The following is a 24,708-nucleotide window of genomic DNA, read 5'->3' on the forward strand; positions in this document are numbered from 1 at the left end:
AGCGACAAAATAATATATTATGCCGAAATAAATTTCTTTATATAATTGATATAAAAAGATTTACAATTCAGATAACATACTTTTTATATGATTGCCGGTATGATAAGATCCCCCTACCTTTGGGTCATCATCAACCGGCAATCTTTTTTGCCTTAAATTAATAATATCATGAAAAAACAAGAACTTGTTTCTTTTTATGCCAGCCTGTTCCGGACCGAGTGCCAAGTCTTAACTCTTGAAGAAATCATTATCCTGATCCGGCGCCGCCGGTGGCAACGTGAAATCATCGCCTACCGCACCGCACTCGCAGAAGGGCGCTCCGAAGAGGCCCGCCGTCTGAAAGGCGGATTGCCGGGATTCACCCCTTCGGGGGTATTCAAGGGAGGGCATAAGGCAAGTGCGATCGAAACGTACAGTCAAGTTGTCGGGCTGGATTTCGACCATGTGGAGGACCTTGCGGCACTGATCCTCATCTTCCGGATGCTGGACTTCACGCTGGCGATGTTCGTCAGCCCCAGTGGAGAAGGGCTGAAGGTCTTCGTACGCGTAGACTGCCCGCCCCGACGCCACAGAGAGGCCTACCTGCAGGTCGCCGCCTTCTTCGAGAAGGCTGGCGGCATGGCGAGCGATGCCAAGTGTAAGGACATCAGCCGTTGCTGCTACGTGAGCGACGATCCGGAAGCGTATTACAACCCGGATGCCACGGTCTTCCACATCCCCGAAGAGCAGTCGGCCGAAGAGGGTGTCGATGCGTTTGTCACCCGTTTCCTCGACCGTAACCCGCCACTTGCCGGATCGCGCAACCAGACGGTCTACCGCCTCGGCTGCGAGGCCAACCGGAGGGGCTTTTCGTATGCCGAAACAGTCGCTTGCTGCACGCTCAGCCTGCAAGCAGATGACTTCACTCCGGCAGAAATCGAGCAGACGTTATATTCTGCTTATCAAGGGAATGCATCAGAACACGCGACCTTCGCCGACAGAAAAGGACACAGAAGGGCAAAAAAGGCATCCGCTACAAATCAGAACGCCGGAGGGTATGAACCGGACCCCGAAAACTCAGGCGAAACACTCCGCGAACAGACCCCTTTCCTGCCCGAAGAGCTATACGAGCTGCTCCCGCCCCTGATCCGCGAAGCCGTCTCCTTCTACCCGCAGCGCCGCGAGCGCGACATGGCTCTCTTGGGGGCTTGCACAGTATTGAGCGCCTGCCTTCCGGAGGTGTCGGGCGTCTATCACCGCAAGCGCGTCTACCCCCACATCTTCACGGTCGAAATCGCCCCTGCCGCCAACGGGAAGGGGTGCATCAACGATATGCGTCACTTGGCCGACCACTATGCGAACCTGGTCGAGGTGGAAACAGGACGTGCCGAAGAGGAATACCGGCAGGCCCTCGAAGACTGGGAGCTGAAGAAGGCGGAGGCACGCAAGAACCACCGGACCGTCTCGGTGAAAGACGCTCCCATCCCCGCTGCAACGGCCTACCTGAACATCCCGACACAGATCACCAAGGCGAAGCTGCTCATCCACCTGCGCGACAACGGCAGCATGGGAGGGCTGATGGCTGACAGCGAGATCGACACGATCGTATCGGCGAGCAAGTTGGACTTCGGTATGTTCGACGACCTGCTCCGCAAGGCGTTCCACCACGAACGGGTCGCCTCATCGCGCAAGACGGACAACGAACTGATCCGCATCGAACGCCCGCGCCTGGCGTTGCTCCTCTCCGGCACGCCCGGACAATTCCCCCGCCTGATCCCCGACAGCGAAAGCGGCCTTGTGAGCCGCCTCTTGCTCTACACCTGCCGCAATGAGGCCGTCTGGCAGGATGTCTCGCCCGATGGCAGCGGGATGGAGATGGAAAAGAAGCTGGCCGAGCTGTCCGAACAGGTGATGGATATCGCTTTGACACTCCGCAAACGCCCGTTGCAGGTATGCCTGACGGCGGTGCAATGGCGAGAACTGAACCAACGTTTCACGGTATGGCTGCACGAAGCGGATCTTTTCGGAGGTGAGGAGTTCCTCAGCGTCGTGAAACGCTACGGGCTGATCACGTTCCGCCTCTGCATGGTCTTCACCGCATTGCGGTGCGGTACGGCGGGCTATGGGATGGACAAGCAATTTTGCACCGACGAGCATTTCCGGGCTGCCCTCGCCATCACCTCGACCTGCCTCGAACACAGCCGCCTGTTGTTGACCTCACTCCGCCACGACGAGGAAGTCCCGGAGCTTTCCTACCCTCGCAAAGGGCGCAACCTTTTAGCCCGGTTGCCGCACGAATTTACCCTGCAGGAAGCCTACCGCTTAGGCGAGGCGGAAGGCATGGCAGAAAGGGAGGTGAGACGGCTCATCAGCAAGCTCATTCCTTTATATATCAAAAGAATAGCTCACGGCGAATACCAAAAGACAGACCTCCCTGACCCTGAAAAAACATAGGATGCCTTTTTAGCCCCTTTTTGTCCTTTTCCCCCTCCGAGCCGTTTTCAAGAGAGAAAAACCCTATACCCTATCCCCCAAAAAGCCATAGCTTCCGGGAAAAAAAGGTATAGGGTTTTGCCCTGTGGGGTATAGGTTTTCATCGGCTCAACAGGTCTTTCATAGATGCAATATCCCGGCGACAATCCCATATAGCCATTATATGCACTACATGATTCGTATCGTCTGTATAATATATGATTTTATAATACGGATGTGCCACAAAAGAACGATAACGCATTGTATCGTCACTTAATAAAATATCGACTCTTCCCATGCAGGGATTAGTCATAAGCAAATCGATACTATGCAGAATCTCTGCAACAATTTTTTCAGCTACCTGAGGTCTGTCATCATTAGAGTACCACTGAGCTATGGTTGTCAAATCATCCAAAGCACCGTCTTTCCAACGTATACTATTTACTTCCACGATGCCACAAGATTATGCAATCGTTCTTTAACTTCTTCTTGAGTGTAATAATGGCTTTCTTGTTGCCGTTGGGCGAGAATATTCTTTAGCTCATCTACGGCATATTGACAAGGAGCAGGATTCTCCTTTTCCATGAGCTGCCCTTTGATACGTTTCAAGTAATGAGACAACTTTTCTATCATCTCTTCGCTATTTATATCCGTCAGTATTTCTTTTACCAACAGAGCTTTCTTGGCTTCCAGTTCAATTGTCGTCATTTCTCTTATGTCGTTATATAAATATTTGAGACAAAGATAGTTTTTTTATTTTAATGTAGAGTATATTTACTGACTTTCCCCGTTTTTCCCCTCTCCTCCCTCTTTTTCCGCACCGGCATCGGGGGATATGACGGGTCATGTCAAACGCCGTAACCATCCAGCCTCTCCCGGCAATATGTTCATAAACCGATTATCCTTATACTGTGCAACTAAAACAGGATTATTGAGCGGATTCTGGGCATCCATAAAAAGAATAGATTCAAACAGACCCATATATTTTTTGAGATTGACGTAGCATTGATTAAAGTTCCACTCGATGGACTGCAAAGGGAGGTCATGCCCTTTTTTTTTGACTCTCAGACTAACATTCGCGATACTTTGCGCCACAGTATTCAACCCAAAGAAAATACCATGAATATGATATCCATGAGCCTTGAAATACAAAACCTGGTTCAACCCAAAATTATCCGCGAACGGTGTTTCTAACGCAAAATCAATAGAATCCGCAATACAATGTTTCCGTAATTCGTCGTATTCCTCCCATTGATAATCAGCTGTCAACTCGTCAAATAATTCCTCAAACATATCATTTGTATAGGCCGGATACAACTGCTTACGTTGCGATTTGCTCAGATTCTTTATATAGGTCCTAATTTCCATTCCTCTTTTATCCGGATCATATACAGGTATACCATCCGTGTACAAAGAGCCGAAAGTGCTTTTACCGGCTCCATTGGGACCCATGACAATATGCAGGATGGGATTCATGGAGATTATTTTTTGATCTGTTGGAACAGAACCCCTTCTCCTGCAGGACGAGAGGCTCTTATTTTCTTGAATTTTATGTCTTGACTATACAGGGCACGTTCCAGATTCGCCAGTTCAACGACATCTTCACTACCATCGGCATTAGCACGAATAAAACGGTTGTCTTTTCGAATCCTTTGATTATCTTTATACAAATACGGGATTTGCCGTTGCCAACATCTTTGGATTTCCTGTTTACTGATATCCATATGATTGACCTGCCCCTGACGATTTTGCATCCGGCTTAAAAATGATTTTGAGAATTCATTGTCCGTTAGCTTTCCCATTGTTCAACCTCTTTAATATTCACAAATATACGAAAGATTATGGACAAACATACAACTTTCCCCGTTTTTCCCCTCTCCTCCCTCTCTTTCCGCACCGTTCCGCCACATTCCGCATGGGCGCCGGGGGCGGTTGTATCTTTGCTATGTGATTAAGAAATGAATGTTTTACCTTAAAATCCAGATGTTATGCCAGCAAAGTACAAATTGGTCCTGCGCAAGGATATGCGCAAAGATGCTGCTGAAGGTTCGAAACTGTATTACGCCAGTGCCAATACGACCGGCACGTGCGATGTGTATGAATTGTGCGACCTGATCTCGGCCCAGTCCACCGCCTCGTCCGGTGACGTGAAACTGATCCTCGACGAATTGGTCAACGTGATGCGCCGCAACCTCGGCAAAGGCGAGGTCGTCAAAGTGGGTGAATTGGGCAGCTTCCAGTTACAGTTCGGCAGTACCGGCACGGTGACCGAGAAGGAGTTTAACCAGGTGCTAATCAAAAGCCGCCGCATCGTCTTCCGTCCCGGCAAATTACTGAAAGAAGCCGTCAAGAACTATACGTTCGAAAAGATCGCTTCCGGTGCTCCAGACGAGGGAGGGGGCGAAGATGACCGGCCGGGAGAACTTTGAGAGGTGAAAGTTGAAAGGTGAAAGTTGAAAGTGATGCTTCGCGTTCGTACAAATAACTTTCACCTTTCAACTTTCACCTTTCAACTCTCAAAGCTCTTCAGGGTTCTCCGAGATGTCCCACAATGTAATCCTTTTGCCTGGGGGTGAGGTATTTCTTGCCCGGATGCCAGCCTGATTTTTCCAGTTGTCCGACCAGTTCGTCACTGACGCGTATCCATTTCAACAATTGCATGGTCGCGCTCTTCTGTGAGATATTCGGGAAGTACATCAGGGCCAGCTCGCCCCATCCCCAGACTTTGTTTTGATTCAGTGAATTTTCCATTGTATTTCTACTTGATTAGAATATGTAAATATAAGCATTATCAACCTGAAATACAAATAACTACCAATATATCATGGATAAAAAAATCAACTTTTTACACACTTGCCGGCAGGCTGCTGCCGAGGCTGAAAAGCCGTTCGGCATAAACGCCCGGATCATTCTTGCACAAGGTGCGCTTGAGAGTGGCTGGGGGAGTTCCTGTCTTGCGACGGAACATCATAACTTCTTCGGACTGATGGGCTATGGCACTTCGAATGCGTATTGGCATGGGCAGCGGGCCACATTCGAGACGGCCTATGGGACTCATCATTTCAGACATTACGAAGCAACACGCCTTTCTTTCCTCGACTTCGCCCGCCTGATCCGCTCCGCCTATCCTCGCGCCTATCATTTCAGCTTCCAACCCGAAGCCTATGCAAAAGAGATCGCCTACAGCCCTTACATCAGTGAACAAAACGGCGACAACCGCGACCTGTACCGCCGCAACATCATCGCGCTCGAAGCGGACATCGGGAGGTTGTTGGATTGGGGAGGGGCGGGATCTGCCCGCCCGGGGTCTGCCCGCCCGATTCTTGCAGCATGAAAATATAAAACAATCCCCCGTAACGGCGGGGTCTGCCCGCCGTTACGGGGGACGGACGGTGGTAATGGCGGGCAGACCCCGCCACTACTACCGGGCGGACCCCGTAACGGCGGGGTCTGCCCGCCGTTACGGGGGACGGACGGTGGTAATGGCGGGCAGACCCCGCCACTACTACCGGGCGGACCCCGCCCCAACGGTTATCAACTATCAAATACATAATTCACCATGAACAAACTAAGACAAATCCTTGAATTTATCAGAGCCTTGTTAGGCCTCTTGTTGAACTTGAAAAAGAGAAAGAAGAAAAAAGATGAGAAAAATGAAAAGCCTGCTCACCCGATACCGGGAGAGTTGCCGGACGAGGTGCCGGATGATGTGCCTCAGGAAGGTATTGGCATTGTATCTGGCCGCCTTGGGGATGATGGCCCTGTGGGCGGACCGTTCAGAGGTGGTACTGGGATGTATAGGAGCCCTCTTGACACTCTCGGAGTACGGACGGGCTACACACGACAAGCCGCCTCCTTCGTAGGATGGACGTTGTTTTCGTATGCAGTCGGGATGTCTTTTTGGGGAGCCTGACGAATGTTAGCGGATGGACACTTTACGAACCGTGTCGCCAATCCGGACGATGTAGTACCCTTTGGCAATATCCACCGTATATTCGCCGGAGGGTTGCTTCATCGGTATCTCTTTCACCCGGATGCCTACCACGCTGTAAATTTCGAGCTTGCTACCGGCCGGAGCATTTTCCACAACGATCTTGTTATCATAGGCGCTGATCTCCACAGAGTCCTTTTCCTTGTCTTTTGGGGTGGCCACCCGGGATATAGCCGTATTCGCTTGCTGTGCCATCACCTCAAGCGGATAACCGGCCCATACAGCCAGCAACAAAACGATTGTAATTAATACCTTCATATGCCAAACCCTAAGATCGTACAAATGTAGGAATATTTTTTCAGATAATGTAGAAAGTTCTGTATTATTAGTGATTAAATAGCTTAAATCGTTTCCATAGTTTTTTAATACTTTGCCGGCAGTCCCATACGGCTACAAGATATATCGTCCGATTCCTTATATAATATATAATTTTGAAATTTCTTCTGACCATAAGTCCCCGGTACTGCCTCGAGCACTTTTCCAATGACAGCTCTATGGGAGCCATCTCCGGAAAAGAACATAAGAGTTCTATTGCATCAAGAATGGCATTATATAAGTCTACTGCTGCTTTCTCATTTCCTTTGGAGTAAAAGCTGTAAATTTTGTCAAGGTCTTGTATGGCTTTGGTTGACCAATGTAATTTCAGGTTCATATATTGTATTTTTGATGAAAATAAGCTCTTACTTCTTCTGTCGTATAATACCGCCCCATCCGGAAATCCTCCTCTGCCTCTTCCAAACGCTCTTTCAGTTCCTCGATGGTGTATTGGCAAGGGGGTTGTTCACGTGTAAGCATACGTTTGAGGTACTTTCCTACGCGATTTGCCGTCTCTTCGGATTCAATCATATCGATCATTTCCCGGAGTTCGTCTTTTTTACATTCCAATTCCATAGCTGTCATGATTATATCCTCTCTTTCTTTATATTATATATGTATTGATATCTTCACAAAGGTACGATAATCTTTTGGAATAGAAATAATAAGGTGGACGGTATTTCTTATTGGGCGGAGTAGAACCCCGCCTCTACGGACCGTTTTATTGTCCATTATCCTTTGAAAATTGCATCAAACCGGTATTACCATCTCCTCCTTTCCCATTATCGTATGAGGAAAGACCGCCCTTGCTTCCCTGAGAAGCGGGGTCAGGTCTTCGTAGCGAGCGGAATAATGGCCGATAATGAGATGTTTCACTTGGGCGTCACGGGCTATTTCCGCTGCCTGGCGTGCGGTAGAATGAAAGGTTTCTTTGGCACGGGCAAGGTCGCATTCGGCAAAAGTCGCTTCGTGGTAGAGGAAGTCCACCCCTTCGATAATCGGGATGATCGAGCGGTTATAGGCCGTATCGGAACAGAACGCATACCGTTTGGGAGGAGCAGCCGGACGCGTCAGGCGGGAGTTGGGAACGACCTCACCTTCGGGCGTGACATAGTCCTGCCCTTGTTTGATGTCCTTCAGGCAGCGGACGGGGACCTGGTAGAAATCCGTCATCTCGCGGATGATATGCGCCTCTTTCGGCTTTTCGGCGAAGAGATAGCCGCAAGTAGGAATCCGGTGCTTCAGCGGGATGGAGTAGACTGACAACGACCGATCCTCCATCACCAACGAATGGCTGCAGGTATCGACAGGATTGAAACGCACTTCGAACCCCATACCCCGGCAGAACAAATCCATTATGGGACGCAGGTACGTCTCGACCTCCTTCGGACCGTGCACGACCAGCTCGCCGGTACGACCCAACATGCCGAGCGTAGAGATCAGCCCCGGCAAGCCGAAGCAGTGGTCGCCATGCAAATGCGAGATAAAGATATGGGCGAGACGGCCGAAATGGAGACGCATCCTACGCATCTGAACTTGGGTACCTTCCCCACAATCAATCATATATAATTTATCCCGCAAATCTACTACCTGTGAAGTTGCCAGATGCCGCGTGGTAGGTAACGCCGAACCGCATCCCAATATGTTTATGTTAAATTCTGCCATAAGGTCCTTCGGATAATTTGGGTGTAAAGATAATACAAAAGCATTGGCATACTGTGAAAAATAACAAAAAAAGCGGGAAGATTGTTCCGAAGGTCACAGGTATTCTATATATTTGTTTGCTGTCCTTATGGAAGCTATTTAGAGTCAGTAGAAAAGACTTAAGATATTTTCATCTAAGCCTTAACTAACTTTTTCTTTTTGTTTAAAACGGTTAAATGTAGAAACGGCCAAGCGTGAGCTTCGCCGTTTCCTTTTTTAGATACTGTTTTGATTTTTTCGCCTCATGATTGGTTTTCTTAATAGGCATGTGTATCTTTCTCTTCCATTTCTTCCGCATCTATCTTCCGCAGATCTAACGCACGCCAAGCATAGAAAATATAGCCTAAGACGAAAGGTACGAGGATGGAAACATAGCTCATCACTTTCAGTGTGAACGGACTGGAGCAGCTATTGGCAATCGTCAGCGAACTTTGCAGGTCGGCTACCGAAGGATAATAAGCCGTATTGTTCCAACCGGCACAAAGCAACAGCGCCAGCACCGTAAGCACCGTACCTGCCCCGCTAAACCAGATACCCTTTTTCCATGTCCCCGACAAGATCGTACGGACAATGCCATACAAGACACCGGCCACGCCCGCTAACAGCACAACCAATACGGCAGGCATCTCGATCAGGTTTATAAAATATTTATGGGGCTGCATATACACCTCTTGAGTCACCGGATCAACGGCGAACCCATCAGCAAACAGCAGATGTATCAGGAAGACAAGGAAGAAAACCAAAAACAACGCCGTCTCGATCACCAAATGCTTGCGGCTATGTTTTACAATCTCGGCATCGTCGATATTATTGATGAAATAAAGTAACGCCTGGATGCGTGCCAAGAAGAACACCGCCAGTCCGAGACATATGTTCCAGAACACGAAAGCCGCTTCAAGCCCGTGCCAAGGGTTCGCCCAGGTGGAGATCACCGGCATGGCAACATCGGTCAGCTGTCCTTTATTGACGACAAACTCGGCTCCGCTAAAAAACGTACCGACAGCCGTACCCAACAGGATCGGCCCCAAGATACCGTTCAGCAGCAGAAATGCCTGATAGGTCTTTTTACCTAAGAGATTTCCCTTCTTCGACTGGTATTCATACGATACGGCCTGCAGGACGAAGCAAGCCAATATCAGCATCCACACCCAATAGGCTCCGCCGAAACTGGTCGAATAGAATAACGGGAAAGAGGCGAAGAACGCACCTCCGAAAGTGACCAGGGTCGTAAACGTAAACTCCCATTTGCGTCCGGTCGAGTTTAGCAACATTTTTTGTTGTAATTCTGTTTTGCCGATCGTGAAAAGCAAAGACTGCCCACCTTGCACGAAAAGCAGGAAAACCAATAGTGCTCCTAAAAGGGAAACAAGGAACCACCAGTAATGCTGTAATAATATATAGGTCATGATGATTTATGATTTGTGATTTGTGATTTATGACTTGTAATTTATGATTTATGATTTATGATTTATGCGTCGATAATAAATCATAAATCATAAATCCTTCACCCTCTCTCCGGTCCTTTCTTAATGGCCTTCACCATAATGCCTATCTCGGCAATAAGCAAGACGGTAAAGAGGAATAGGAAGACAAAGAACGTTGTCTGTACCGACGAAGTTGCCAGCTTGGAGACGGATGCGCTTGTCGGCAGGATGTCTTGGATAGCCCAGGGCTGACGTCCCACTTCAGCGACGATCCAACCCGCCTGTCCGGCGATGTAGGCCAACGGAATCGTCCACAGACTCGCCCATTGCAGCCAGCGGGCATCGGCAAACTTGTTCTTTTTGCTCCAGATCAAAGCAACGATGAATAGCAGAATAAAATATCCGCCCAAGATCACCATGACGCGGAATGAATAAAAAGTGAGGCCGACATGAGGAACCAGGTCGGCAGGATCTTTGATATATCCGTAGCCGAAATAGGCGAAGTTCTCGTCCAACAGAGTACGGGCTTGCCCCGCGGCCACCTGGTCTTTGTCCTTTACCGCCTTACGATAATCGGCAAGAGCTTGAATGGCAATCTGTCCCTTTTCTATCTTCTCGGCGGCAGAAAGGGCTACCGTCCCTTTATTGGTCTCATAGCCACCTTCTATCAGGTTGACGATACCCGGAACATAAGCATCCACATCGCGTTCAGCAAGGAAGGAGAGCAGTTTCGGAATCTTTATATCGAAGATGAAAGGGTTTACATTATCTTTATAACTTGTCTTGTCGGGATTCAACAAACCGATGGCAACCAGACCCGTTCCGTTCCCCCCTTCGTACAAGCCTTCCATAGCGGCCAACTTCATCGGCTGTTTCTGAGCAACCTGATAAGCCGAACCGTCACCCGTCCATAAAATCAGGACAGAAGCGACAAGCCCGAAAAGAGCACCGACCTTGATGCTTTCGAGCGAGAATTTCGTCTCCCGCTTTTTCAACAGATACCAGCTACTGATACCGATCACGAAGACGGCTCCCGTAATCCATCCGGAGAGTACGGTATGGAAGAATTTGTTGATGGCGACAGGCGATAAGGCCACCGCCCAGAAATCAAACATCTCGTTGCGCACAGTGTCCGGATTGAAATGCATACCTACCGGATTTTGCATCCATGCGTTGGCGATCAGAATCCAAAGAGCGGAAAGAGTTGCTCCTATGATCGTCAACCAGGTGGAAGCCAAGTGGAAGCGTTTGCTCACCTTGTCCCAACCGAAAAACATCACGGCTATAAAAGTCGCTTCCATAAAGAATGCCAAGATTCCTTCGATAGCGAGGGGAGCTCCGAAGATGTCTCCTACAAACCAACTGTAGTTAGACCAGTTCGTCCCGAATTCGAATTCGAGGATTAGCCCGGTGGCAACACCGATAGCGAAGTTAATACCAAACAGTTTCATCCAGAATTGTGCTGTCTTTTTCCAGAATTCGTTACCTGTTTTGTAATAGATGGTCTCCATGATGGCCTGTATAACGCCGAGTCCCAATGTCAGGGGCACGAACAGCCAGTGATACATGGCAGTGAGAGCGAATTGCGCTCTTGACCAGTCAATCAAAGAAGTGTCAATGCTTGCGATCATAAATTATATAATTTAAGGAGTAATTGCTCTGCCCGTCAATTCATCCGAAACGTGTTCTGCCTTAGCCGAATCTTCATCAAACTTTCCTAAATAATTAGGAAAGAAAAACAGTTTTAAGATAAAAAATAGAATGAAGAGCTTGACCAATATGATTAGCCACAGCGTTTTACCCAGCTTCATTTCGCGAAATCCTTCCAGATAAAAATGATATATTCGTATGTATATAGGCTCTCTTTTCATATCGGTATCGTACTTTAACAACAAGAGATTGGATGAATAAGTTTTCTTCCTATACAAATATAGGGAAAGCGTCAAAATGTTTTCCCCTAAAAGTATAGATATTATTTATGAAAAAATAGACTTTATCTATAACCTCTGTTAAAAAAAACTATTTTAAAGAAGAAAGCCGAAAGGAAGACTTGCCGTTACTTTCGCATTGGCTATATTTGCGTCAGTTTGTGTTTTTATAAGACGAGAAATCACATCGAATATTATAATTAAGTGCTAATCTATAAAAAATTATTACTATGTCGAACATTTCAAGAAGATCATTTCTTCAAAGAGGAGCCGCAGCTGCTGCAGCTTTCTCTATCGTTCCGGGTTCCATCCTTGGAAAATCTCACGGATATGTAGCTCCGACTGATAAGTTGAACATTGCCGCTGTCGGTATCGGCGGTATGGGTAATGCCAATCTTAAGAATATGGAGAAAACAGAAAATATCGTAGCTCTTTGCGATATCGACTGGAAATATTCAAAAGGCGTATTCGAACGTCATCCGAATGCAAAGAAATATTGGGACTATCGCAAGATGTATGACGAAATGGGTAAATCCATCGACGCCGTACTGATCGCGACAGCTGACCATACTCATGCCATGATCACTGCTGATGCCATGACAATGGGTAAACACGTGTATACACAGAAACCGTTGACTCACTCAGTTTACGAATCTCGTTTGCTGACAAAATTAGCTGCCTCTACAGGTGTTGCCACTCAGATGGGTAACCAGGGTTCTTCAGCTGAAGGTACCGACTTGGTTTGCGAATGGATCTGGAATGGTGAAATCGGTGATGTATATAAGGTAGAATGTGCGACTAACCGTCCTATCTGGCCGCAGGGATTGAACACACCGGAAAAGGCAGACAAAATTCCTTCCACACTGAATTGGGATTTGTTCTCCGGTCCGGCAGAAGTAAAACCATACAACCATATTTATCATCCTTGGAACTGGCGCGGATGGTGGGCTTACGGTACGGGAGCTTTGGGTGACATGGCTTGCCACATCATGCACCAGCCGTTCAAAGCCTTAAAGTTAGGTTATCCGACAAGAGTAGAAGCTTCATCCACTTTGTTGCTCCGCGATTGTGCTCCTAATGCACAACACGTGAAGTTCATTTTCCCGGCTCGTGAAAATATGCCGAAACTTGCCATGCCGGAAGTGGAAGTTCACTGGTATGATGGTGGCATGATGCCGGATCGTCCGAAAGGTTTCCCCGAAGGCAAAGAACTGATGGGTCCTGGTGGTGGTCTGACAATCTTCCACGGAACAAAAGATACGTTGATCTGTGGTTGCTATGGTCAGGAACCGTTCTTGCTGTCCGGTCGTGTGCCTAACGCTCCGAAGGTATGTCGCCGCGTAGCAAACGCCATGAGTGGCGGTCACGAACAAGATTGGATCCGTGCATGTAAAGAAAGCGCATCCAGCCGTGTTCAGACAAAGTCTAACTTCTTGGAAGCCGGTCCGTTCAACGAAATGGTTGTGATGGGTGTATTGGCAGTTCGTTTGCAGGCTCTGAACAAGACACTGGAATGGGACGGCCAGAACATGCAGTTCACCAATATCAAGGACAACGAAGAGATCAAGATCTGTATCAAAGACGGTTTCACGATCAAAGACGGCCATCCTTCGTTTAACAAAGACTGGACAGACCCTGTCAATGCTAAACAGTTTGCAAACGAATTGATCAAGCATAACTATCGTCAGGGCTGGAAGCTGCCTGATATGCCGAGATAATTAGTTTTAAACAAATAAATAGAATGAAAAAGTCAGTATTATTAGCAAGTGCCGCAATTATGATGTGTTATTTCACATCTTGTGGTGGTGGTAAAAAAACAGAAGAAGCTGCTGCTCCTGCAGAAGAGGCAAAGACAGAAGCTGCCGTTCCTGAATACAAACTCATGAACGACCTGCCTACTGTTGATCTGTCTACTTTCCCGAAAGATGCCGATGGCAAAGTCACTTTGTTCGACGGTAAATCTTTCAATGGCTGGAGAGGCTACGACCGTACGGATGTACCCGCTGCCTGGGAAGTGGTAGACGGTACAATCCATATTAAAGGGTCCGGAGCAGGTGAAGCTGGTGCTAAAGATGGTGGCGACTTGGTTTTCGCTCACAAATTCAAAAACTATGAATTTGAATTTGAATGGAAAGTAGGTAAAGGTTCGAACTCCGGCGTACTGTATATGATCCAGGAAGTCGAAGGACAGCCCTCTTATATCTCTGCTCCTGAATATCAGGTACTCGACAATGCAAACCATCCGGATGCCAAGTTGGGTAAAGACGGCAACCGCCAGTCTGCTTCCTTGTATGACATGATCCCGGCTAAGCCTCAGAACTCTAAACCGTTCGGTGAATGGAACAAGGGTAAGATCATGTGCTACAAAGGTACGGTAGTTCACTATCAGAATGACGAACCGGTTGTTGAATATCATTTGTGGACACAGCAGTGGAAAGAAATGTTGGATAACAGCAAATTCAGCAAAGACAAATGGCCGTTGGCTTACGAACTGTTGCTGAATTGCGGTGGTGAAAACAAAGAAGGTTTCATCGGTTTCCAGGATCACGGAGACGATGTTTGGTATCGTAACATCACGATTAAAGAACTTGACTAAGCAAAATCATCCCTTTTATTCTAATAAGAAAGCCCCGGTATCGTTTTTGACGATCTGGGGCTTCTTTCATTTGTCCGATACAGACGGCAGGTTTTATTTTGCCATCACCTTTATGTTGCTATAACTGTTTCCTTCGAAATTGATACGGCCGTTTTTACCATTGTTGACATCGAGGATATAGTTGTTTTTGTTCTTTTGGTTATCGCGGCTATCAAAACCGACCGAGTTCTCGTCTTGGTTACGACGTTGGATATTGAATCCTCCTTGAATCTTGCAATTGCCATATTTCATGTTGTTGGCAACAACACGGAAGGAGGCGTTCACGTCGATATAAATGTTCAAGTTACCGTAACTGGCATCCACATTGACTTTGTCGAAGTTGCTGGCAAGGTCCTTGATGGTAAGCGTGCTGTAGCTCAGTTCATCGACGTTGATACCTTGTTTCAGCTCGTCGATCTTACAATTCCCGTATTTCAGTTCCATATAGCCGTTGTCCAGCCTGTTGATATGGATGTCGCCATATTTGGCTTCAGTGTTCATCTTCAGGACATTTCCAAGATTGAGGTTGGAGTACTTGCTATCGATATTCAGTTGTGAACCGTTGCCGACTTTGGCTTTGCTGCAATAGGCCAGGTCCAAGTTCGCGTTACCGACATCGGCGATCTCCATATTGCCATATTGCACGTCGATGTTGAGAGGCCCCGTGAAATTCCCTCCATTGAGATTACCGTATTTGACATACAGGCTGCATTTTCCCTTATTGTTTTCCGGCATGATGATATTACCGTACTTCTGTGTCAGATCGCAGGTCAGTTCAGCCGGCATATTGACATAGTAGTTGATTGTAAACGATTGGTTGCCCCCGTTATTCCCGTTTTGCGACCTCAGGCTGGTAACGGCAGAAACCGTATTGCCCATCTTTTCCATCCGTATGTTGACACGGTCGATGATGTCCTGTGCCTTTTCCTCGTTGCGGGCTTTCGCCTCTATCACGACACGGATGGAAACTTCGCTTTTGCTCCAGTGCGTAACCGTAATATTCCCGTAACGGTTGTCTACTTGCAAGATGTCGTTTTTACCGACATTGAAGCTTTTGTTGATTTCCTTTTTCTTGATGCTTTCCTGTTTGGCAGCCCAACCGGATACGCTGCAAAACAAAACCAGGAGCATCAACAGGCCGGCCCGTAAAAAGCAGGATTGTCCCTTCTCGGTGTGTTGATAAGCTGTTTTCATGTGTTGATAAATTGTTTTATGTGTTGATTAACGTGTTTATTGTTTACTATTCCTGTTGAAATCTTCCATACTCTCCATCTGTTTCAACATGATGTTGAGACTTTCCAAGCTGGTGCTGTAATGCAAGTTCATGGCATAGAGACCGGCATTGGAGCAAGGAAGGGTCGGAAGGACTGTTTCTTCAAACATATAATTGTCAGTCAGGACACGTTTAGTTTCTTTCAAGAGTTCCTCCGTCCCCGGAATCCGTTGCTGTTTGTACATCACCTGCATCTGCGAGATGATGTCGCTCATCTGCATATTGTAGTAGAGACGAAGTTCTTCTATCTCCTCCTTCACTTCGCAGGTAGGCTGGCCTGTGGCTACCTGTCCGGGCTGCGTATGCAAAGGTGTTCCACCCGGCAGCTTGAAGAGAAACAGTAGGGCGATGCAAGCTGCCGCAGCAAAAGCACAAAGGCTATATAACATAGCCCGGCTCTTGCGCGGAACAGCCAGCTTCTGCTCGAAGCGTTCGAAGTGGCCTTCAGGTAACAGGTCATCTTCAAAGGCTTCCCGGTTCGTGTCTATGAAATTTTTCAGTTTATCCATTTTCTTTATTTGCTGCTATTATATCCAACAATTTGCGCTTTGCCCTGAGATACTGGCTGCGCACACTCGGCGGCTGGATCTTCAGGATGGAGGCAATCTCTTCCATATCATATCCCTCAAAGAGGTAAAGCGAGAGGATCACGCGATAGCCGGCCGGCAATTTCTTACAGGCCTCTTTCACTTGGGCAACCGAATAACGGATTTCCTCCTCGTCCGGCCCGTCGTCGTCGGGTTCGGTGTAGTTATCCGAGAGTTCTTCCCAGTCGGGTGTCTGTCGGCGCACGTAATCAATGGCTGTATGGACGGCTATACGGTGCATCCATGCTTCGAAACACTGTCCATCCTGATACTGGTCCAGACGGGTGAATATTTTCAGGAAAGCATCCTGCATCGCTTCCTCCGCCTCTGACGTGTTACCGACAATACGCAGGCAGGCGACATACAACCGCCCTGCGAATTGCTTGTAAAGGGCAAGCTGTGCGGTCCGGTTACCACGTCGGCACCCCTCGATCAGATGTGCATTTGTTTCTTCCATTTTCATATATATAAACGAAGGTGAACGGAGGAACGTTGCATCTTTCCGGAAAGAAAAGCAAAAAAAGATAGCACATTTCCGGAAAAAGCCTATAACTTCTGAAGAAAAAGGGGGTGTGTCAAATATCGGTATTCATGGGATGCAGACGACTCAGTCTGCGTGCTCCGCGTCATCTGCGTCCGGTAATATCAATTTGACACACCCTCCACACAAAAAGAAAGGCATCATCCCGATGCCTCTCTCCCTGAACTAAATGATAAAAATAAAAGTTATGTGGGAAGGTTATTATTCTTCTGTATCTTCCGTATCTTTTGATTTGTAATCCAACTCTACGGTATTATAGTCGTTCGAAACGAAAGATTTATATTTGATCTTCAACTTCACCGTCTTGCCTTCCGTACTCGGCAACTTATCCAGCTTGAAGGAAACCAGGCCGGCCGAAGGTCTGAGGGATGAATCGATATTGCCGTAGGCATTATGACGGAACTCCAATTCATACGGATCGGCACTGTTTGTCTGTACCAAGTTGATGAAATGCTTGACATTGTCGTTATACCCTCTTTGGATATAGAAATCGAACGTGATATATCCGTCTTCGATCCACACACCGCTCTTGGACCAAATGCTACCTCCATTCAAGGCCAGCATGTCCGTCCCATAGTAAGAGTCGTTTTCCGCTCCCAGATCAGGGGCAACCTGTTTTGTCAGAAGAGTGTCCATTCTTAGCAATTGAACAGACTGGTCATAGCCTTCGGTCTTCTTCTCGTCGTTCTTATATATAACGAACGCACGGATTTCTTTCAAATTCTCAGGCATATATGAGTTTGTCGGGAACAGCGTCGTACTGTCGTCGAGCTGCATATAGTAAGAATTATCACTCAATGGCTTTACCGTTACAATCGCCTGGACACTATCTCTCCAAAACTCACTGTAAGCATCGTCATCATCCAAACAAGAATAAAAAACAGTAGAACCTAACAAGATTCCAACCAATAGCATAAAACTTTTCAACGTCTTCATAACATGTATCTAATTTGTTTATTTTTTCTTTCTAAAAAGGAAGATGATAAACACTCTATAAATGCTGCAAAGAAGGCTGATAAAAGATGTTAATGCTTCAGTGATTGATAGATAAGCTCCGCTGTACGGCGGGAAGCGCCAGGTTTTCCAAGCAGACGGATCATCTCGTCGTAGCCGTCGAGCATACGGTTACGGTAAGCAGGATCGTTCAAGACACGCCCCAACTCGTCATGTATCTGGCTGTATGAAAATCGGACACCAAACAATTCCTGCACCACTTCGCGACCGGCTATCAAGTTAACCAGCGAAATATATTTGGTATGAAAGAAATGGCGGAAAATAAAACTTGCCACCCGGCCGGCCGCAACATAATAGCAGACGACTTGAGGCACACGGAAAAGCGCTGTTTCAAGCGTAGCCGTCCCTGACGTGACCAGTGCCGCATCACTATGGCTGAGGAGAGGATAGGTCTTGCCGAACACGATCTTGACATCCGCATCACCGATATATTGCTTATAATATCCCAGTTCCAGGCCGGGAGCACCGGCAATTACGGGTTGGTAGCCCGGATAGGCGGCTGCCACCTTCAGCATGGTCGGAAGGTTGTCTTTGATTTCCTGGCGGCGACTACCCGCCAACAGCGCCAGTACGGGACGGCAGTCCAGCCCTTCGTCCTCGCGGAAAGTATCAGGGCCGACCATCTGTTTTTCCCTATAGTAGGCAACCGAATCGACCGAAGGATTACCCACATAGTCCACCGGGTAGTCAAGGCTTCGGAAAAACTCCACTTCGAAAGGCAGAATACAGAACATACGGTCCACATAGCGACGGAAATCCTTGATACGATACTTCTTCCAAGCCCATATCTTAGGAGAGATATAATAGTAGACAGGCACCCCCAACTGCTTCTTTACATATTTGGCTATCTTCAAATTGAATCCCGGATAATCGATCAGAATCACCACATCGGGCCTATACTGCCGGATTTCCTCCTGGCAAGCTTTCATGTTGTCCAAGATCGTACCAAGATTGAGCAGTACGGGGATAAAGCCCATGAAAGCCATATCCCTGTAATGTTTCACCAGCGTCCCTCCGACTGCCTGCATAAGATCACCGCCCAGAAAACGGAAATCCGCTTCCGCATCCTGCTCCTTCAGTGCTGCCATCAGGTTGGAGGCATGCAGATCACCGGAGGCTTCACCCGCGATTAAAAAATATTTCATATTTTTCAGTTGAAAGTTGAGAGTTGAAAGTTGAAAAGATCAAGAGAATAAAGTAAGTAGGAAACTGGGATAATTTCACGTTATCTATTTCCAACTTTCAATTTTCAACTCTCAACTTTCAACTGATTTTTTAGCACAGCTAAAAAATCATAGTCCGTCACATCTATCTTGCAAGGGACAAGCGAAGCGTAGCCGCTGTCGAGTGCCAATGTGTCGTTGTCGGCATGGATCGGCTTGGCATTCTCGAATGCACCGGCAAGCCAGAAGACAGGTTCACCCGCTGCATTTTCCGACCGTTTGAATTCATTGGTCCAACGTCCGTCCGCCTGCCGGCAGACCTTCATTCCTTTTACGTTCGGGACATTGGGGACGTTCAGGTTCAGATAAGTGCCATGAGGCAATCCCTCTTTTATGATCCGCCGTGCAAGCATACGACCTAAGCGGCAACTCTCGGTAAAATCAGCATCCGCACGGTGATCCAAAAGCGACACACCCATCGAAGGAATGCCGAACACACATCCTTCGGCAGCTGCTCCCATCGTACCGGAATACTGGATGCAGATGGCATGGTTGCCTCCATGATTGATTCCGGAGGCCAACAGGTCAGGCTTGCGTTCCAGCACCTCGTTGATGGCCAGTTTCACACAATCGACCGGAGTCCCGGTACAGCTATAAACCGTCAGTCCTTTTTCTTTCTTCACCAATGTATATCTGATCGGCACGAGCGAAGTGATTGCACTTGCCATTCCCGAACGGGGTCCGTCGGGAGCAAAAACCACAATATCCCCCAGATCCCTGAGGCACTCGGTGAGCTCTTTTATCCCCTTGGCTTCAACACCATCATCATTTGTAATCAGAATAAGCGGTCTATCGTTCATCATATCTTTATTTAATTGTACACAAATATAAGCAATTTCTCTGAGTTCCCCGTGTGCCAAAACATTTTCCTCTGCTTGGCACACCCGTTTCCCCAGCATGGCACAGTTGTGCCAACGGCAGGAAACGCCTGTGCCATGCCGAGGGAACATCCATGCCAACGGTATGTCACAATACCGGAATAACAGGCGAATCCCGCTTCCATCGGCAATAGTCAAGCAAAAAGCGCAGACTAACGCAGAGAGGGGGGGGACTTATCTTCTATAGATAATACCCCTCTCTACGTTACTCTGCGCTCGTCCGCGTAATTTGCGTCCGGTCAAGCTCCGATTAAAGAACCTGGATACCTTCTTCACGGGCAGCTTCTTCTCCTGAAGGAGTGATCAGCTTGTAGCCCTTACCGTGAATGTTGATGATTTCGATTCCCGGATCATCCTTCAACAGTTTGCGAAGTTTCGTGATATATACGTCCATGCTACGGGCATTGAAATAGTTATCGTCTACCCAGATTGTCTTCAGTGCATAATTACGTTCCAGAATTTCATTTGCATGTGCGCAAAGGAGACTCAGAAGTTCGCATTCCTTAGTTGTCAGCTTCGTGACCTTATCGCCGATAGCCAGTGTCTGTTTCTGGGTATCGAACAAGAAGTTTCCTAACTTGTAGAAAGGAATATCTTTCATTTTCTTGCCTTTCACGCGGCGAAGGATCGCTTCGATACGGAGCAAGAGTTCTTCCATACTGAAAGGTTTTGTCAGATAATCATCTGCACCAATTTTGAAACCTTCCAGGATATCTTCCTTCATAGTCTTGGCCGTAAGGAAGATAACAGGGATATCAGGGTTGATGGAACGGATTTCCTGAGCCAGTGTAAAGCCGTCTTTTTTCGGCATCATCACGTCAAGTACGCAAAGGTCATATTTGCCTTTGGTGAAACCTTTGTAACCGGCTTCTCCATCGGAGAAGAGGTCAGTCACATAACCTTTTGCCTGCAAGTATTCTCTTAATAGCATACCCAGGTTCTCGTCGTCTTCGCAAAAGAAGATTTTTAGTTTTTCTTCCATAACTAACTTTTTATAAGAGGTAAAGTAATAATAAATTTTGTTCCTACATTTCCGGAACCACTTTCAGCACGGATTGTGCCTTTATGGTCCTCTACTATTTTACGGACGTAAGCAAGTCCGAGCCCGAACCCTTTCACGTCGTGTACGTTTCCTGTCGGTACGCGGAAGAAGCGGTCGAATACTTTCTTAAGGTATTCTTTCTTGATCCCGATACCGTTGTCCTCGATCGATATCAACAACTTGCCGTTCTCGTTCCAAGTGCGGCACATCAGTGTGAGCGGTACTTCGAGGCGGCGATACTTGACAGCGTTGTCCAGCAGATTGAACAGTACATTCGTGATGTGCATCTCATCCACGTATATGTCCGAATCTTCCGCCTGCAAGTCGATATCGATCGTGCCGTCATACTTCTCGACTTTCAGGGCAAATGTGTTGGCAACACTTGCCAGCAAATCGTTCGCATCTACCTCCTTCAGCTTGAGGGCCGCTTTCTGGCGCTCGAACAGCGACATTTGCAGCACCTTTTCCACCAGGAAGCCCAATCGCTTCGTCTCGTCGTTGATCACGCCAGATATATGCTTGAACACATCGGGGCTCTTCGTGATGTCCGAGTCCTTCAGCATCTGCGCGGCAAGCGAAATGGTCGAAACCGGTGTCTTCAATTCGTGTGTCATATTGTTGATAAAATCATTCTTCATTTCCGAAAGTCTCTTCTGACGGAATACGATATAAATGGTAAAGATAAACGTTACCAAAAGTATCAGCGAGAAGATGATCGACGGTACAATAAATGTTACAGAACTTGAAATATAATCACCCTTCGTCGGGAAATACACTTTCAGGTAGTTCTGCTTCGAAGGAGGATCGTTGGGGAACAGCACCTGTTGAATCACGTCTGATACAGGAGGAATATCCCCGTTCTGATAGACGATCTTTCCGTCTTTGTTAATAACAGCAAAGACGAACGGCAGGTTCAATCCGTTGTTAACAAATTCTGATTTTAAGTAATTATTCAGCTTTTTAAAATCTATCCTTTCTTCGATCGGCTTCAGGTTCGCCGTGTGCAAGATATTCAAGATCACTTCGTTAAACAACCCGCTTTGGTACTGGTAACGGCGTTTCAGCGTTTGCTGCAAATCTTTTGACGTACTAACGATGCTGTTAGGTACTTTATTGCTGCCCAGCGAAGGAAGCGGTTCGAACTTGCGTGTCCGGATGTCGCTATGAAACTCGATATGTTCTACGGTTCCGTCGGCATTGGTGAACTGCATCTTATATTTTTTCTCGGTGATGATCCCACCGCCGAGGCTGCTCTGTCCGTTCTGATATAGATAGTTATTGGCCTCGTCACGGCTGAGATCTTCTTCCAGATACCGGGCCGTTTCGTCAAGCTCCAGATTCTTCGAGACTTGGTGCATCGATCGTTTGACAGTTTCATTGAACTGCTCGCTACTTTTCTTGAGTATGATACTTACATATTTCACCTGCAAAAAGAGCAAACCGGCAAAGGCAAAAGCCATCACCACCGCAAGCAACCAAATCGTAGACTTCCTCATATCAATAAATCTCTCGTTTTTAATGTCACAAATAACGCGCCTTTTAATTTAATATTCACACAAAAAAGGTAAAAACAAAACACCTTAAGTGTTAAAAATGCATTACCAAAGGACCGCTATTCTCTTCCTATCTATTTTTAAACTAACACCTTACACCTCTCCACAGGCGTATTATCATATCCTATACATTCCGTACTAACTAATAAAAACAGCTATACAAGGTGAATTGTTGCAGCCGACACTTAAAAACTTTTCCCGAAAGCATTGACTTTTAATTATTAACTCTATCTTTGCCTCTCGTAAGAATTACGTGAAATGACACAAGAAGGTATTACACAGATAGACATCCAACAGGTATTACGGCAAAAGGCGCCTTCGGCCGTCCGTAAGATTCCCGGCTTTATAGTCCGCTATCTGATCCGAACTGTTCATCAGGAGGAACTGAACGACATCCTCCGCCGGTATCACGATAAAGACGGGGTAGCGTTCATGCAGGAGTTGATCGGATATTTTGACTTGAACCTGGAATTGGTAAACGAGGAGAATATTCCTTCCGAAGGGCGGTACATATTCGCTTCCAACCACCCGCTGGGCGGACTGGACGGAATTTGCCTGTCGGCCATTATCGGCGGACGCTTCGACGGGAAGATCCGCTACCTGGTAAATGACCTGCTGCTCTACCTGTCCAACCTGAGATCGATCTTCGTCCCCATCAACAAACATGGGGCGCAGGGGAAAAAGAACGCCGAACTGATCGAAAAGGCTTATGCTTCGGACAACCAGATCATCACATTTCCTGCCGGCTTATGCTCACGCAAACAAAACGGAAAGATACAGGATCCCGAATGGAAGAAGTCGTTTATCCAAAAGGCCGTGGAATACCGGCGGGACATCGTACCGGTGTTTTTCGAAGGACGTAACTCCAACTTTTTCTACCGTCTCGCCAACGTGCGGAAAGCATTGGGTATAAAGATGAATTACGAAATGATCTACCTGCCCGACGAGATGTTTAAAAGCAAACACAAGACATACCGCATCCATTTCGGGAAGCCGATTTCCTGGCAAACCTTCGACAGTAGCCGTAAACCGGCAGAGTGGGCAGAATGGATGAAGGAGGTCGTCTATAATCTAAAGAAATAATTGATTTTATTATATGCAAGACATTATCAAACCGATTGACCGTGCTCTCCTGAAAGCTGAACTGACCGGGGACAAGAAGCTGCGGAGAACCAACAAATCCAATAATGAGATATACATTGTCACAGCCCACGACTCTCCCAACGTGATGCAGGAAATCGGACGACTCAGGGAAATCGCTTTCCGATATTATGGAGGCGGGACCGGCTTTCCGGTCGATATCGACGAATACGACACGATGGACGATGCTTACCGCCAACTTATCGTATGGAGTCCTGAAGATGAACAAATTTTGGGTGGTTACCGCTTCCTCTGCGGTTCGGACGTAAAGTTCGACAAAACCGGCAAACCTGTTTTAGCAACTTCCCATCTGTTTAGTTTTTCCGATAAGTTCAATAAAGAATATTTACCGTACACGGTCGAGCTGGGCCGTTCGTTCGTGACGCTGGAATACCAGTCAACCCGTAGTGGCAGCGCAAAGGGACTGTTCGTTTTGGACAATCTTTGGGATGGCCTGGGGGCTCTTTCCGTGGTAGATCCCAGCTTGCAGTATTATTTCGGGAAGGTAACGATGTATAACACCTACAATTCCGAAGCCCGCAACATGATCCTGTATTTCCTGAACATGCACTTCCCCGATCCGGAGAAACTGATCACTCCGGCTTGTCCTTTGGAAACAGACACGGACCTAAAAAAGATGCAGGAGCTTTTCAAGTATGACAACTTCAAGGACAATTATAAAGTGTTGAACCAAGAAGTTCGCAAGTTCGGCATCAATGTGCCGCCGCTGGTCAATGCTTATATGAGCCTTTCCCCTAAGATGCGCGTATTCGGCACAGCTATCAACCATGAATTCGGGGAAGTGGAAGAAACCGGCATCTTGATCGCTATCGACGAGATTCTCGAAGACAAAAAGAAGCGTCATATCGAGACCTATCTGAACGAGGAAGGCAAATCGGCTGACCTGATACGCAAGACCGACATCTAAAAGATAAAAGCCTATATCCTTTGTTCAAAAAAGATATAGGCTTTTGCCTCAAAGGGTATAGGCTTTCCGGAAGAAAGCCCT

Annotated in this window: 28 protein-coding genes; 8 read left to right on the forward strand and 20 right to left on the reverse strand. The window is 47.2% G+C overall.

The window, feature by feature from the left end; genetic code table 11:
- Window positions 1-168 precede the first annotated feature (168 nt).
- On the forward strand, window positions 169-2,433 hold the full coding sequence (locus tag NQ564_RS13695) for a DUF3987 domain-containing protein (protein ID WP_008146062.1): 2,265 nt from the start codon (window positions 169-171) through the stop codon (window positions 2,431-2,433).
- A gap of 139 nt (window positions 2,434-2,572) precedes the next feature.
- Here NQ564_RS13695 and NQ564_RS13700 read toward each other — a convergent pair whose 3' ends face one another.
- From NQ564_RS13700 to NQ564_RS13715, 4 genes are all read right to left on the reverse strand, one after another.
- A complete protein-coding gene (locus NQ564_RS13700) occupies window positions 2,573-2,902 on the reverse strand; it encodes a type II toxin-antitoxin system RelE/ParE family toxin (protein WP_008146064.1) in 330 nt (109 codons plus the stop codon).
- Window positions 2,893-3,159 carry a hypothetical protein gene (locus NQ564_RS13705; protein ID WP_008146065.1) on the reverse strand — a complete coding sequence of 89 codons (267 nt, stop codon included), beginning with the start codon at window positions 3,157-3,159 and terminating at the stop codon, window positions 2,893-2,895. The genes NQ564_RS13700 and NQ564_RS13705 overlap by 10 nt, the downstream gene beginning before the upstream one ends.
- A gap of 135 nt (window positions 3,160-3,294) precedes the next feature.
- Window positions 3,295-3,927 (reverse strand): hypothetical protein, encoded by a 633-nt coding sequence (locus NQ564_RS13710; protein ID WP_008146069.1) that lies wholly within the window; start codon window positions 3,925-3,927, stop codon window positions 3,295-3,297.
- Window positions 3,928-3,932: 5 nt separating this feature from the next.
- The gene (locus NQ564_RS13715) at window positions 3,933-4,253 is read right to left on the reverse strand and encodes a hypothetical protein (protein ID WP_008146070.1); all 321 of its coding nucleotides are present in this window, start codon (window positions 4,251-4,253) and stop codon (window positions 3,933-3,935) included.
- 186 nt (window positions 4,254-4,439) lie between these two features.
- On the opposite strand from NQ564_RS13715, the gene NQ564_RS13720 reads away from it, so the two are divergent.
- Complete coding sequence (locus tag NQ564_RS13720; RefSeq protein ID WP_008146074.1) at window positions 4,440-4,880, forward strand: HU family DNA-binding protein; 441 nt, start codon at window positions 4,440-4,442, stop codon at window positions 4,878-4,880.
- A gap of 97 nt (window positions 4,881-4,977) precedes the next feature.
- Here NQ564_RS13720 and NQ564_RS13725 read toward each other — a convergent pair whose 3' ends face one another.
- Window positions 4,978-5,202, reverse strand: coding sequence for a DUF4248 domain-containing protein (locus NQ564_RS13725; RefSeq protein WP_005634231.1), 225 nt, complete (start codon window positions 5,200-5,202; stop codon window positions 4,978-4,980).
- Window positions 5,203-5,275: 73 nt separating this feature from the next.
- Between NQ564_RS13725 and NQ564_RS13730 the strand changes: the two genes are divergently transcribed.
- On the forward strand, window positions 5,276-5,785 hold the full coding sequence (locus NQ564_RS13730) for a glucosaminidase domain-containing protein (RefSeq protein ID WP_008146078.1): 510 nt from the start codon (window positions 5,276-5,278) through the stop codon (window positions 5,783-5,785).
- 225 nt (window positions 5,786-6,010) lie between these two features.
- On the forward strand, window positions 6,011-6,364 hold the full coding sequence (locus NQ564_RS13735) for a hypothetical protein (protein WP_008146080.1): 354 nt from the start codon (window positions 6,011-6,013) through the stop codon (window positions 6,362-6,364).
- Window positions 6,365-6,370: 6 nt separating this feature from the next.
- Here NQ564_RS13735 and NQ564_RS13740 read toward each other — a convergent pair whose 3' ends face one another.
- The 7 genes from NQ564_RS13740 to NQ564_RS13770 all read right to left on the reverse strand — a co-directional run bounded on the left by NQ564_RS13740 (window position 6,371) and on the right by NQ564_RS13770 (window position 11,756).
- Window positions 6,371-6,700, reverse strand: coding sequence for a T9SS type A sorting domain-containing protein (locus NQ564_RS13740; protein WP_008146082.1), 330 nt, complete (start codon window positions 6,698-6,700; stop codon window positions 6,371-6,373).
- Window positions 6,701-6,767: 67 nt separating this feature from the next.
- Window positions 6,768-7,094 (reverse strand): type II toxin-antitoxin system RelE/ParE family toxin, encoded by a 327-nt coding sequence (locus tag NQ564_RS13745; RefSeq protein ID WP_008146084.1) that lies wholly within the window; start codon window positions 7,092-7,094, stop codon window positions 6,768-6,770.
- Window positions 7,091-7,342, reverse strand: a complete 252-nt coding sequence (locus NQ564_RS13750; RefSeq protein ID WP_008146085.1) for a hypothetical protein — start codon at window positions 7,340-7,342, stop codon at window positions 7,091-7,093. Before NQ564_RS13750 ends, NQ564_RS13745 begins: the two co-directional genes overlap by 4 nt.
- 165 nt (window positions 7,343-7,507) lie before the next feature.
- Window positions 7,508-8,422 (reverse strand): ribonuclease Z, encoded by a 915-nt coding sequence (locus tag NQ564_RS13755; protein ID WP_008146089.1) that lies wholly within the window; start codon window positions 8,420-8,422, stop codon window positions 7,508-7,510.
- Window positions 8,423-8,718: 296 nt separating this feature from the next.
- Entirely contained in the window at window positions 8,719-9,867 is a 1,149-nt protein-coding gene (locus tag NQ564_RS13760) for a cytochrome d ubiquinol oxidase subunit II (protein WP_008146090.1), read from the reverse strand.
- A gap of 98 nt (window positions 9,868-9,965) precedes the next feature.
- Window positions 9,966-11,516: a cytochrome ubiquinol oxidase subunit I gene (locus tag NQ564_RS13765; protein WP_129650180.1), complete on the reverse strand. Its 1,551-nt coding sequence runs from the start codon at window positions 11,514-11,516 to the stop codon at window positions 9,966-9,968.
- A gap of 12 nt (window positions 11,517-11,528) precedes the next feature.
- Complete coding sequence (locus NQ564_RS13770; RefSeq protein WP_008146096.1) at window positions 11,529-11,756, reverse strand: DUF4492 domain-containing protein; 228 nt, start codon at window positions 11,754-11,756, stop codon at window positions 11,529-11,531.
- Window positions 11,757-12,043: 287 nt separating this feature from the next.
- On the opposite strand from NQ564_RS13770, the gene NQ564_RS13775 reads away from it, so the two are divergent.
- Entirely contained in the window at window positions 12,044-13,531 is a 1,488-nt protein-coding gene (locus NQ564_RS13775) for a Gfo/Idh/MocA family protein (protein WP_008146098.1), read from the forward strand.
- 23 nt (window positions 13,532-13,554) lie between these two features.
- Window positions 13,555-14,409 (forward strand): 3-keto-disaccharide hydrolase, encoded by an 855-nt coding sequence (locus NQ564_RS13780; protein WP_008146099.1) that lies wholly within the window; start codon window positions 13,555-13,557, stop codon window positions 14,407-14,409.
- 93 nt (window positions 14,410-14,502) lie between these two features.
- Here the strand turns inward: NQ564_RS13780 and NQ564_RS13785 are convergent, their stop codons facing one another.
- The 8 genes from NQ564_RS13785 to NQ564_RS13820 form a co-directional block, all read right to left on the reverse strand.
- Window positions 14,503-15,642, reverse strand: coding sequence for a hypothetical protein (locus NQ564_RS13785; RefSeq protein WP_008146102.1), 1,140 nt, complete (start codon window positions 15,640-15,642; stop codon window positions 14,503-14,505).
- Between the two features lie 36 nt (window positions 15,643-15,678).
- Window positions 15,679-16,230: a hypothetical protein gene (locus tag NQ564_RS13790; protein ID WP_008146104.1), complete on the reverse strand. Its 552-nt coding sequence runs from the start codon at window positions 16,228-16,230 to the stop codon at window positions 15,679-15,681.
- On the reverse strand, window positions 16,223-16,771 hold the full coding sequence (locus NQ564_RS13795) for an RNA polymerase sigma factor (protein WP_008146105.1): 549 nt from the start codon (window positions 16,769-16,771) through the stop codon (window positions 16,223-16,225). Before NQ564_RS13795 ends, NQ564_RS13790 begins: the two co-directional genes overlap by 8 nt.
- A gap of 279 nt (window positions 16,772-17,050) precedes the next feature.
- Window positions 17,051-17,785: a NigD1/NigD2 family lipoprotein gene (locus NQ564_RS13800; RefSeq protein ID WP_008146108.1), complete on the reverse strand. Its 735-nt coding sequence runs from the start codon at window positions 17,783-17,785 to the stop codon at window positions 17,051-17,053.
- A gap of 89 nt (window positions 17,786-17,874) precedes the next feature.
- Window positions 17,875-19,008: a lipid-A-disaccharide synthase gene (gene lpxB, locus NQ564_RS13805; RefSeq protein WP_129650182.1), complete on the reverse strand. Its 1,134-nt coding sequence runs from the start codon at window positions 19,006-19,008 to the stop codon at window positions 17,875-17,877.
- A 104-nt stretch (window positions 19,009-19,112) separates the two neighbouring features.
- Window positions 19,113-19,889, reverse strand: coding sequence for a 5'/3'-nucleotidase SurE (surE, locus tag NQ564_RS13810; RefSeq protein WP_195280909.1), 777 nt, complete (start codon window positions 19,887-19,889; stop codon window positions 19,113-19,115).
- A 325-nt stretch (window positions 19,890-20,214) separates the two neighbouring features.
- Window positions 20,215-20,946: a response regulator transcription factor RprY gene (gene rprY / locus NQ564_RS13815; protein WP_005634267.1), complete on the reverse strand. Its 732-nt coding sequence runs from the start codon at window positions 20,944-20,946 to the stop codon at window positions 20,215-20,217.
- Window positions 20,947-20,948: 2 nt separating this feature from the next.
- A complete protein-coding gene (locus NQ564_RS13820) occupies window positions 20,949-22,502 on the reverse strand; it encodes a sensor histidine kinase (protein ID WP_008146119.1) in 1,554 nt (517 codons plus the stop codon).
- A gap of 315 nt (window positions 22,503-22,817) precedes the next feature.
- Here NQ564_RS13820 and NQ564_RS13825 point away from each other — a divergent pair, with 315 nt between their 5' ends.
- Entirely contained in the window at window positions 22,818-23,642 is an 825-nt protein-coding gene (locus NQ564_RS13825) for a 1-acyl-sn-glycerol-3-phosphate acyltransferase (RefSeq protein ID WP_008146121.1), read from the forward strand.
- A 13-nt stretch (window positions 23,643-23,655) separates the two neighbouring features.
- A complete protein-coding gene (locus NQ564_RS13830) occupies window positions 23,656-24,627 on the forward strand; it encodes a GNAT family N-acetyltransferase (protein ID WP_008146124.1) in 972 nt (323 codons plus the stop codon).
- The last annotated feature ends 81 nt before the right edge of the window (window positions 24,628-24,708 follow it).

This window comes from Parabacteroides johnsonii DSM 18315 (genome assembly GCF_025151045.1).
GTDB classification, from domain to species: Bacteria; Bacteroidota; Bacteroidia; order Bacteroidales; family Tannerellaceae; genus Parabacteroides; species Parabacteroides johnsonii.

Bases quoted from the DNA above. Each gene is read 5' to 3' on its own strand.
- NQ564_RS13695 (WP_008146062.1), top strand. From the start codon at position 169: ATGAAAAAACAAGAACTTGTTTCTTTTTATGCCAGCCTGTTCCGGACC.
- NQ564_RS13705 (WP_008146065.1), bottom strand. From the start codon at position 3,159: ATGACGACAATTGAACTGGAAGCCAAGAAAGCTCTGTTGGTAAAAGAA.
- NQ564_RS13710 (WP_008146069.1), bottom strand. From the start codon at position 3,927: ATGAATCCCATCCTGCATATTGTCATGGGTCCCAATGGAGCCGGTAAA.
- NQ564_RS13715 (WP_008146070.1), bottom strand. From the start codon at position 4,253: ATGGGAAAGCTAACGGACAATGAATTCTCAAAATCATTTTTAAGCCGG.
- NQ564_RS13720 (WP_008146074.1), top strand. From the start codon at position 4,440: ATGCCAGCAAAGTACAAATTGGTCCTGCGCAAGGATATGCGCAAAGAT.
- NQ564_RS13725 (WP_005634231.1), bottom strand. From the start codon at position 5,202: ATGGAAAATTCACTGAATCAAAACAAAGTCTGGGGATGGGGCGAGCTG.
- NQ564_RS13730 (WP_008146078.1), top strand. From the start codon at position 5,276: ATGGATAAAAAAATCAACTTTTTACACACTTGCCGGCAGGCTGCTGCC.
- NQ564_RS13735 (WP_008146080.1), top strand. From the start codon at position 6,011: ATGAACAAACTAAGACAAATCCTTGAATTTATCAGAGCCTTGTTAGGC.
- NQ564_RS13740 (WP_008146082.1), bottom strand. From the start codon at position 6,700: ATGAAGGTATTAATTACAATCGTTTTGTTGCTGGCTGTATGGGCCGGT.
- NQ564_RS13745 (WP_008146084.1), bottom strand. From the start codon at position 7,094: ATGAACCTGAAATTACATTGGTCAACCAAAGCCATACAAGACCTTGAC.
- NQ564_RS13750 (WP_008146085.1), bottom strand. From the start codon at position 7,342: ATGACAGCTATGGAATTGGAATGTAAAAAAGACGAACTCCGGGAAATG.
- NQ564_RS13755 (WP_008146089.1), bottom strand. From the start codon at position 8,422: ATGGCAGAATTTAACATAAACATATTGGGATGCGGTTCGGCGTTACCT.
- NQ564_RS13760 (WP_008146090.1), bottom strand. From the start codon at position 9,867: ATGACCTATATATTATTACAGCATTACTGGTGGTTCCTTGTTTCCCTT.
- NQ564_RS13765 (WP_129650180.1), bottom strand. From the start codon at position 11,516: ATGATCGCAAGCATTGACACTTCTTTGATTGACTGGTCAAGAGCGCAA.
- NQ564_RS13770 (WP_008146096.1), bottom strand. From the start codon at position 11,756: ATGAAAAGAGAGCCTATATACATACGAATATATCATTTTTATCTGGAA.
- NQ564_RS13775 (WP_008146098.1), top strand. From the start codon at position 12,044: ATGTCGAACATTTCAAGAAGATCATTTCTTCAAAGAGGAGCCGCAGCT.
- NQ564_RS13780 (WP_008146099.1), top strand. From the start codon at position 13,555: ATGAAAAAGTCAGTATTATTAGCAAGTGCCGCAATTATGATGTGTTAT.
- NQ564_RS13785 (WP_008146102.1), bottom strand. From the start codon at position 15,642: ATGAAAACAGCTTATCAACACACCGAGAAGGGACAATCCTGCTTTTTA.
- NQ564_RS13790 (WP_008146104.1), bottom strand. From the start codon at position 16,230: ATGGATAAACTGAAAAATTTCATAGACACGAACCGGGAAGCCTTTGAA.
- NQ564_RS13795 (WP_008146105.1), bottom strand. From the start codon at position 16,771: ATGAAAATGGAAGAAACAAATGCACATCTGATCGAGGGGTGCCGACGT.
- NQ564_RS13800 (WP_008146108.1), bottom strand. From the start codon at position 17,785: ATGAAGACGTTGAAAAGTTTTATGCTATTGGTTGGAATCTTGTTAGGT.
- lpxB (WP_129650182.1), bottom strand. From the start codon at position 19,008: ATGAAATATTTTTTAATCGCGGGTGAAGCCTCCGGTGATCTGCATGCC.
- surE (WP_195280909.1), bottom strand. From the start codon at position 19,889: ATGATGAACGATAGACCGCTTATTCTGATTACAAATGATGATGGTGTT.
- rprY (WP_005634267.1), bottom strand. From the start codon at position 20,946: ATGGAAGAAAAACTAAAAATCTTCTTTTGCGAAGACGACGAGAACCTG.
- NQ564_RS13820 (WP_008146119.1), bottom strand. From the start codon at position 22,502: ATGAGGAAGTCTACGATTTGGTTGCTTGCGGTGGTGATGGCTTTTGCC.
- NQ564_RS13825 (WP_008146121.1), top strand. From the start codon at position 22,818: ATGACACAAGAAGGTATTACACAGATAGACATCCAACAGGTATTACGG.
- NQ564_RS13830 (WP_008146124.1), top strand. From the start codon at position 23,656: ATGCAAGACATTATCAAACCGATTGACCGTGCTCTCCTGAAAGCTGAA.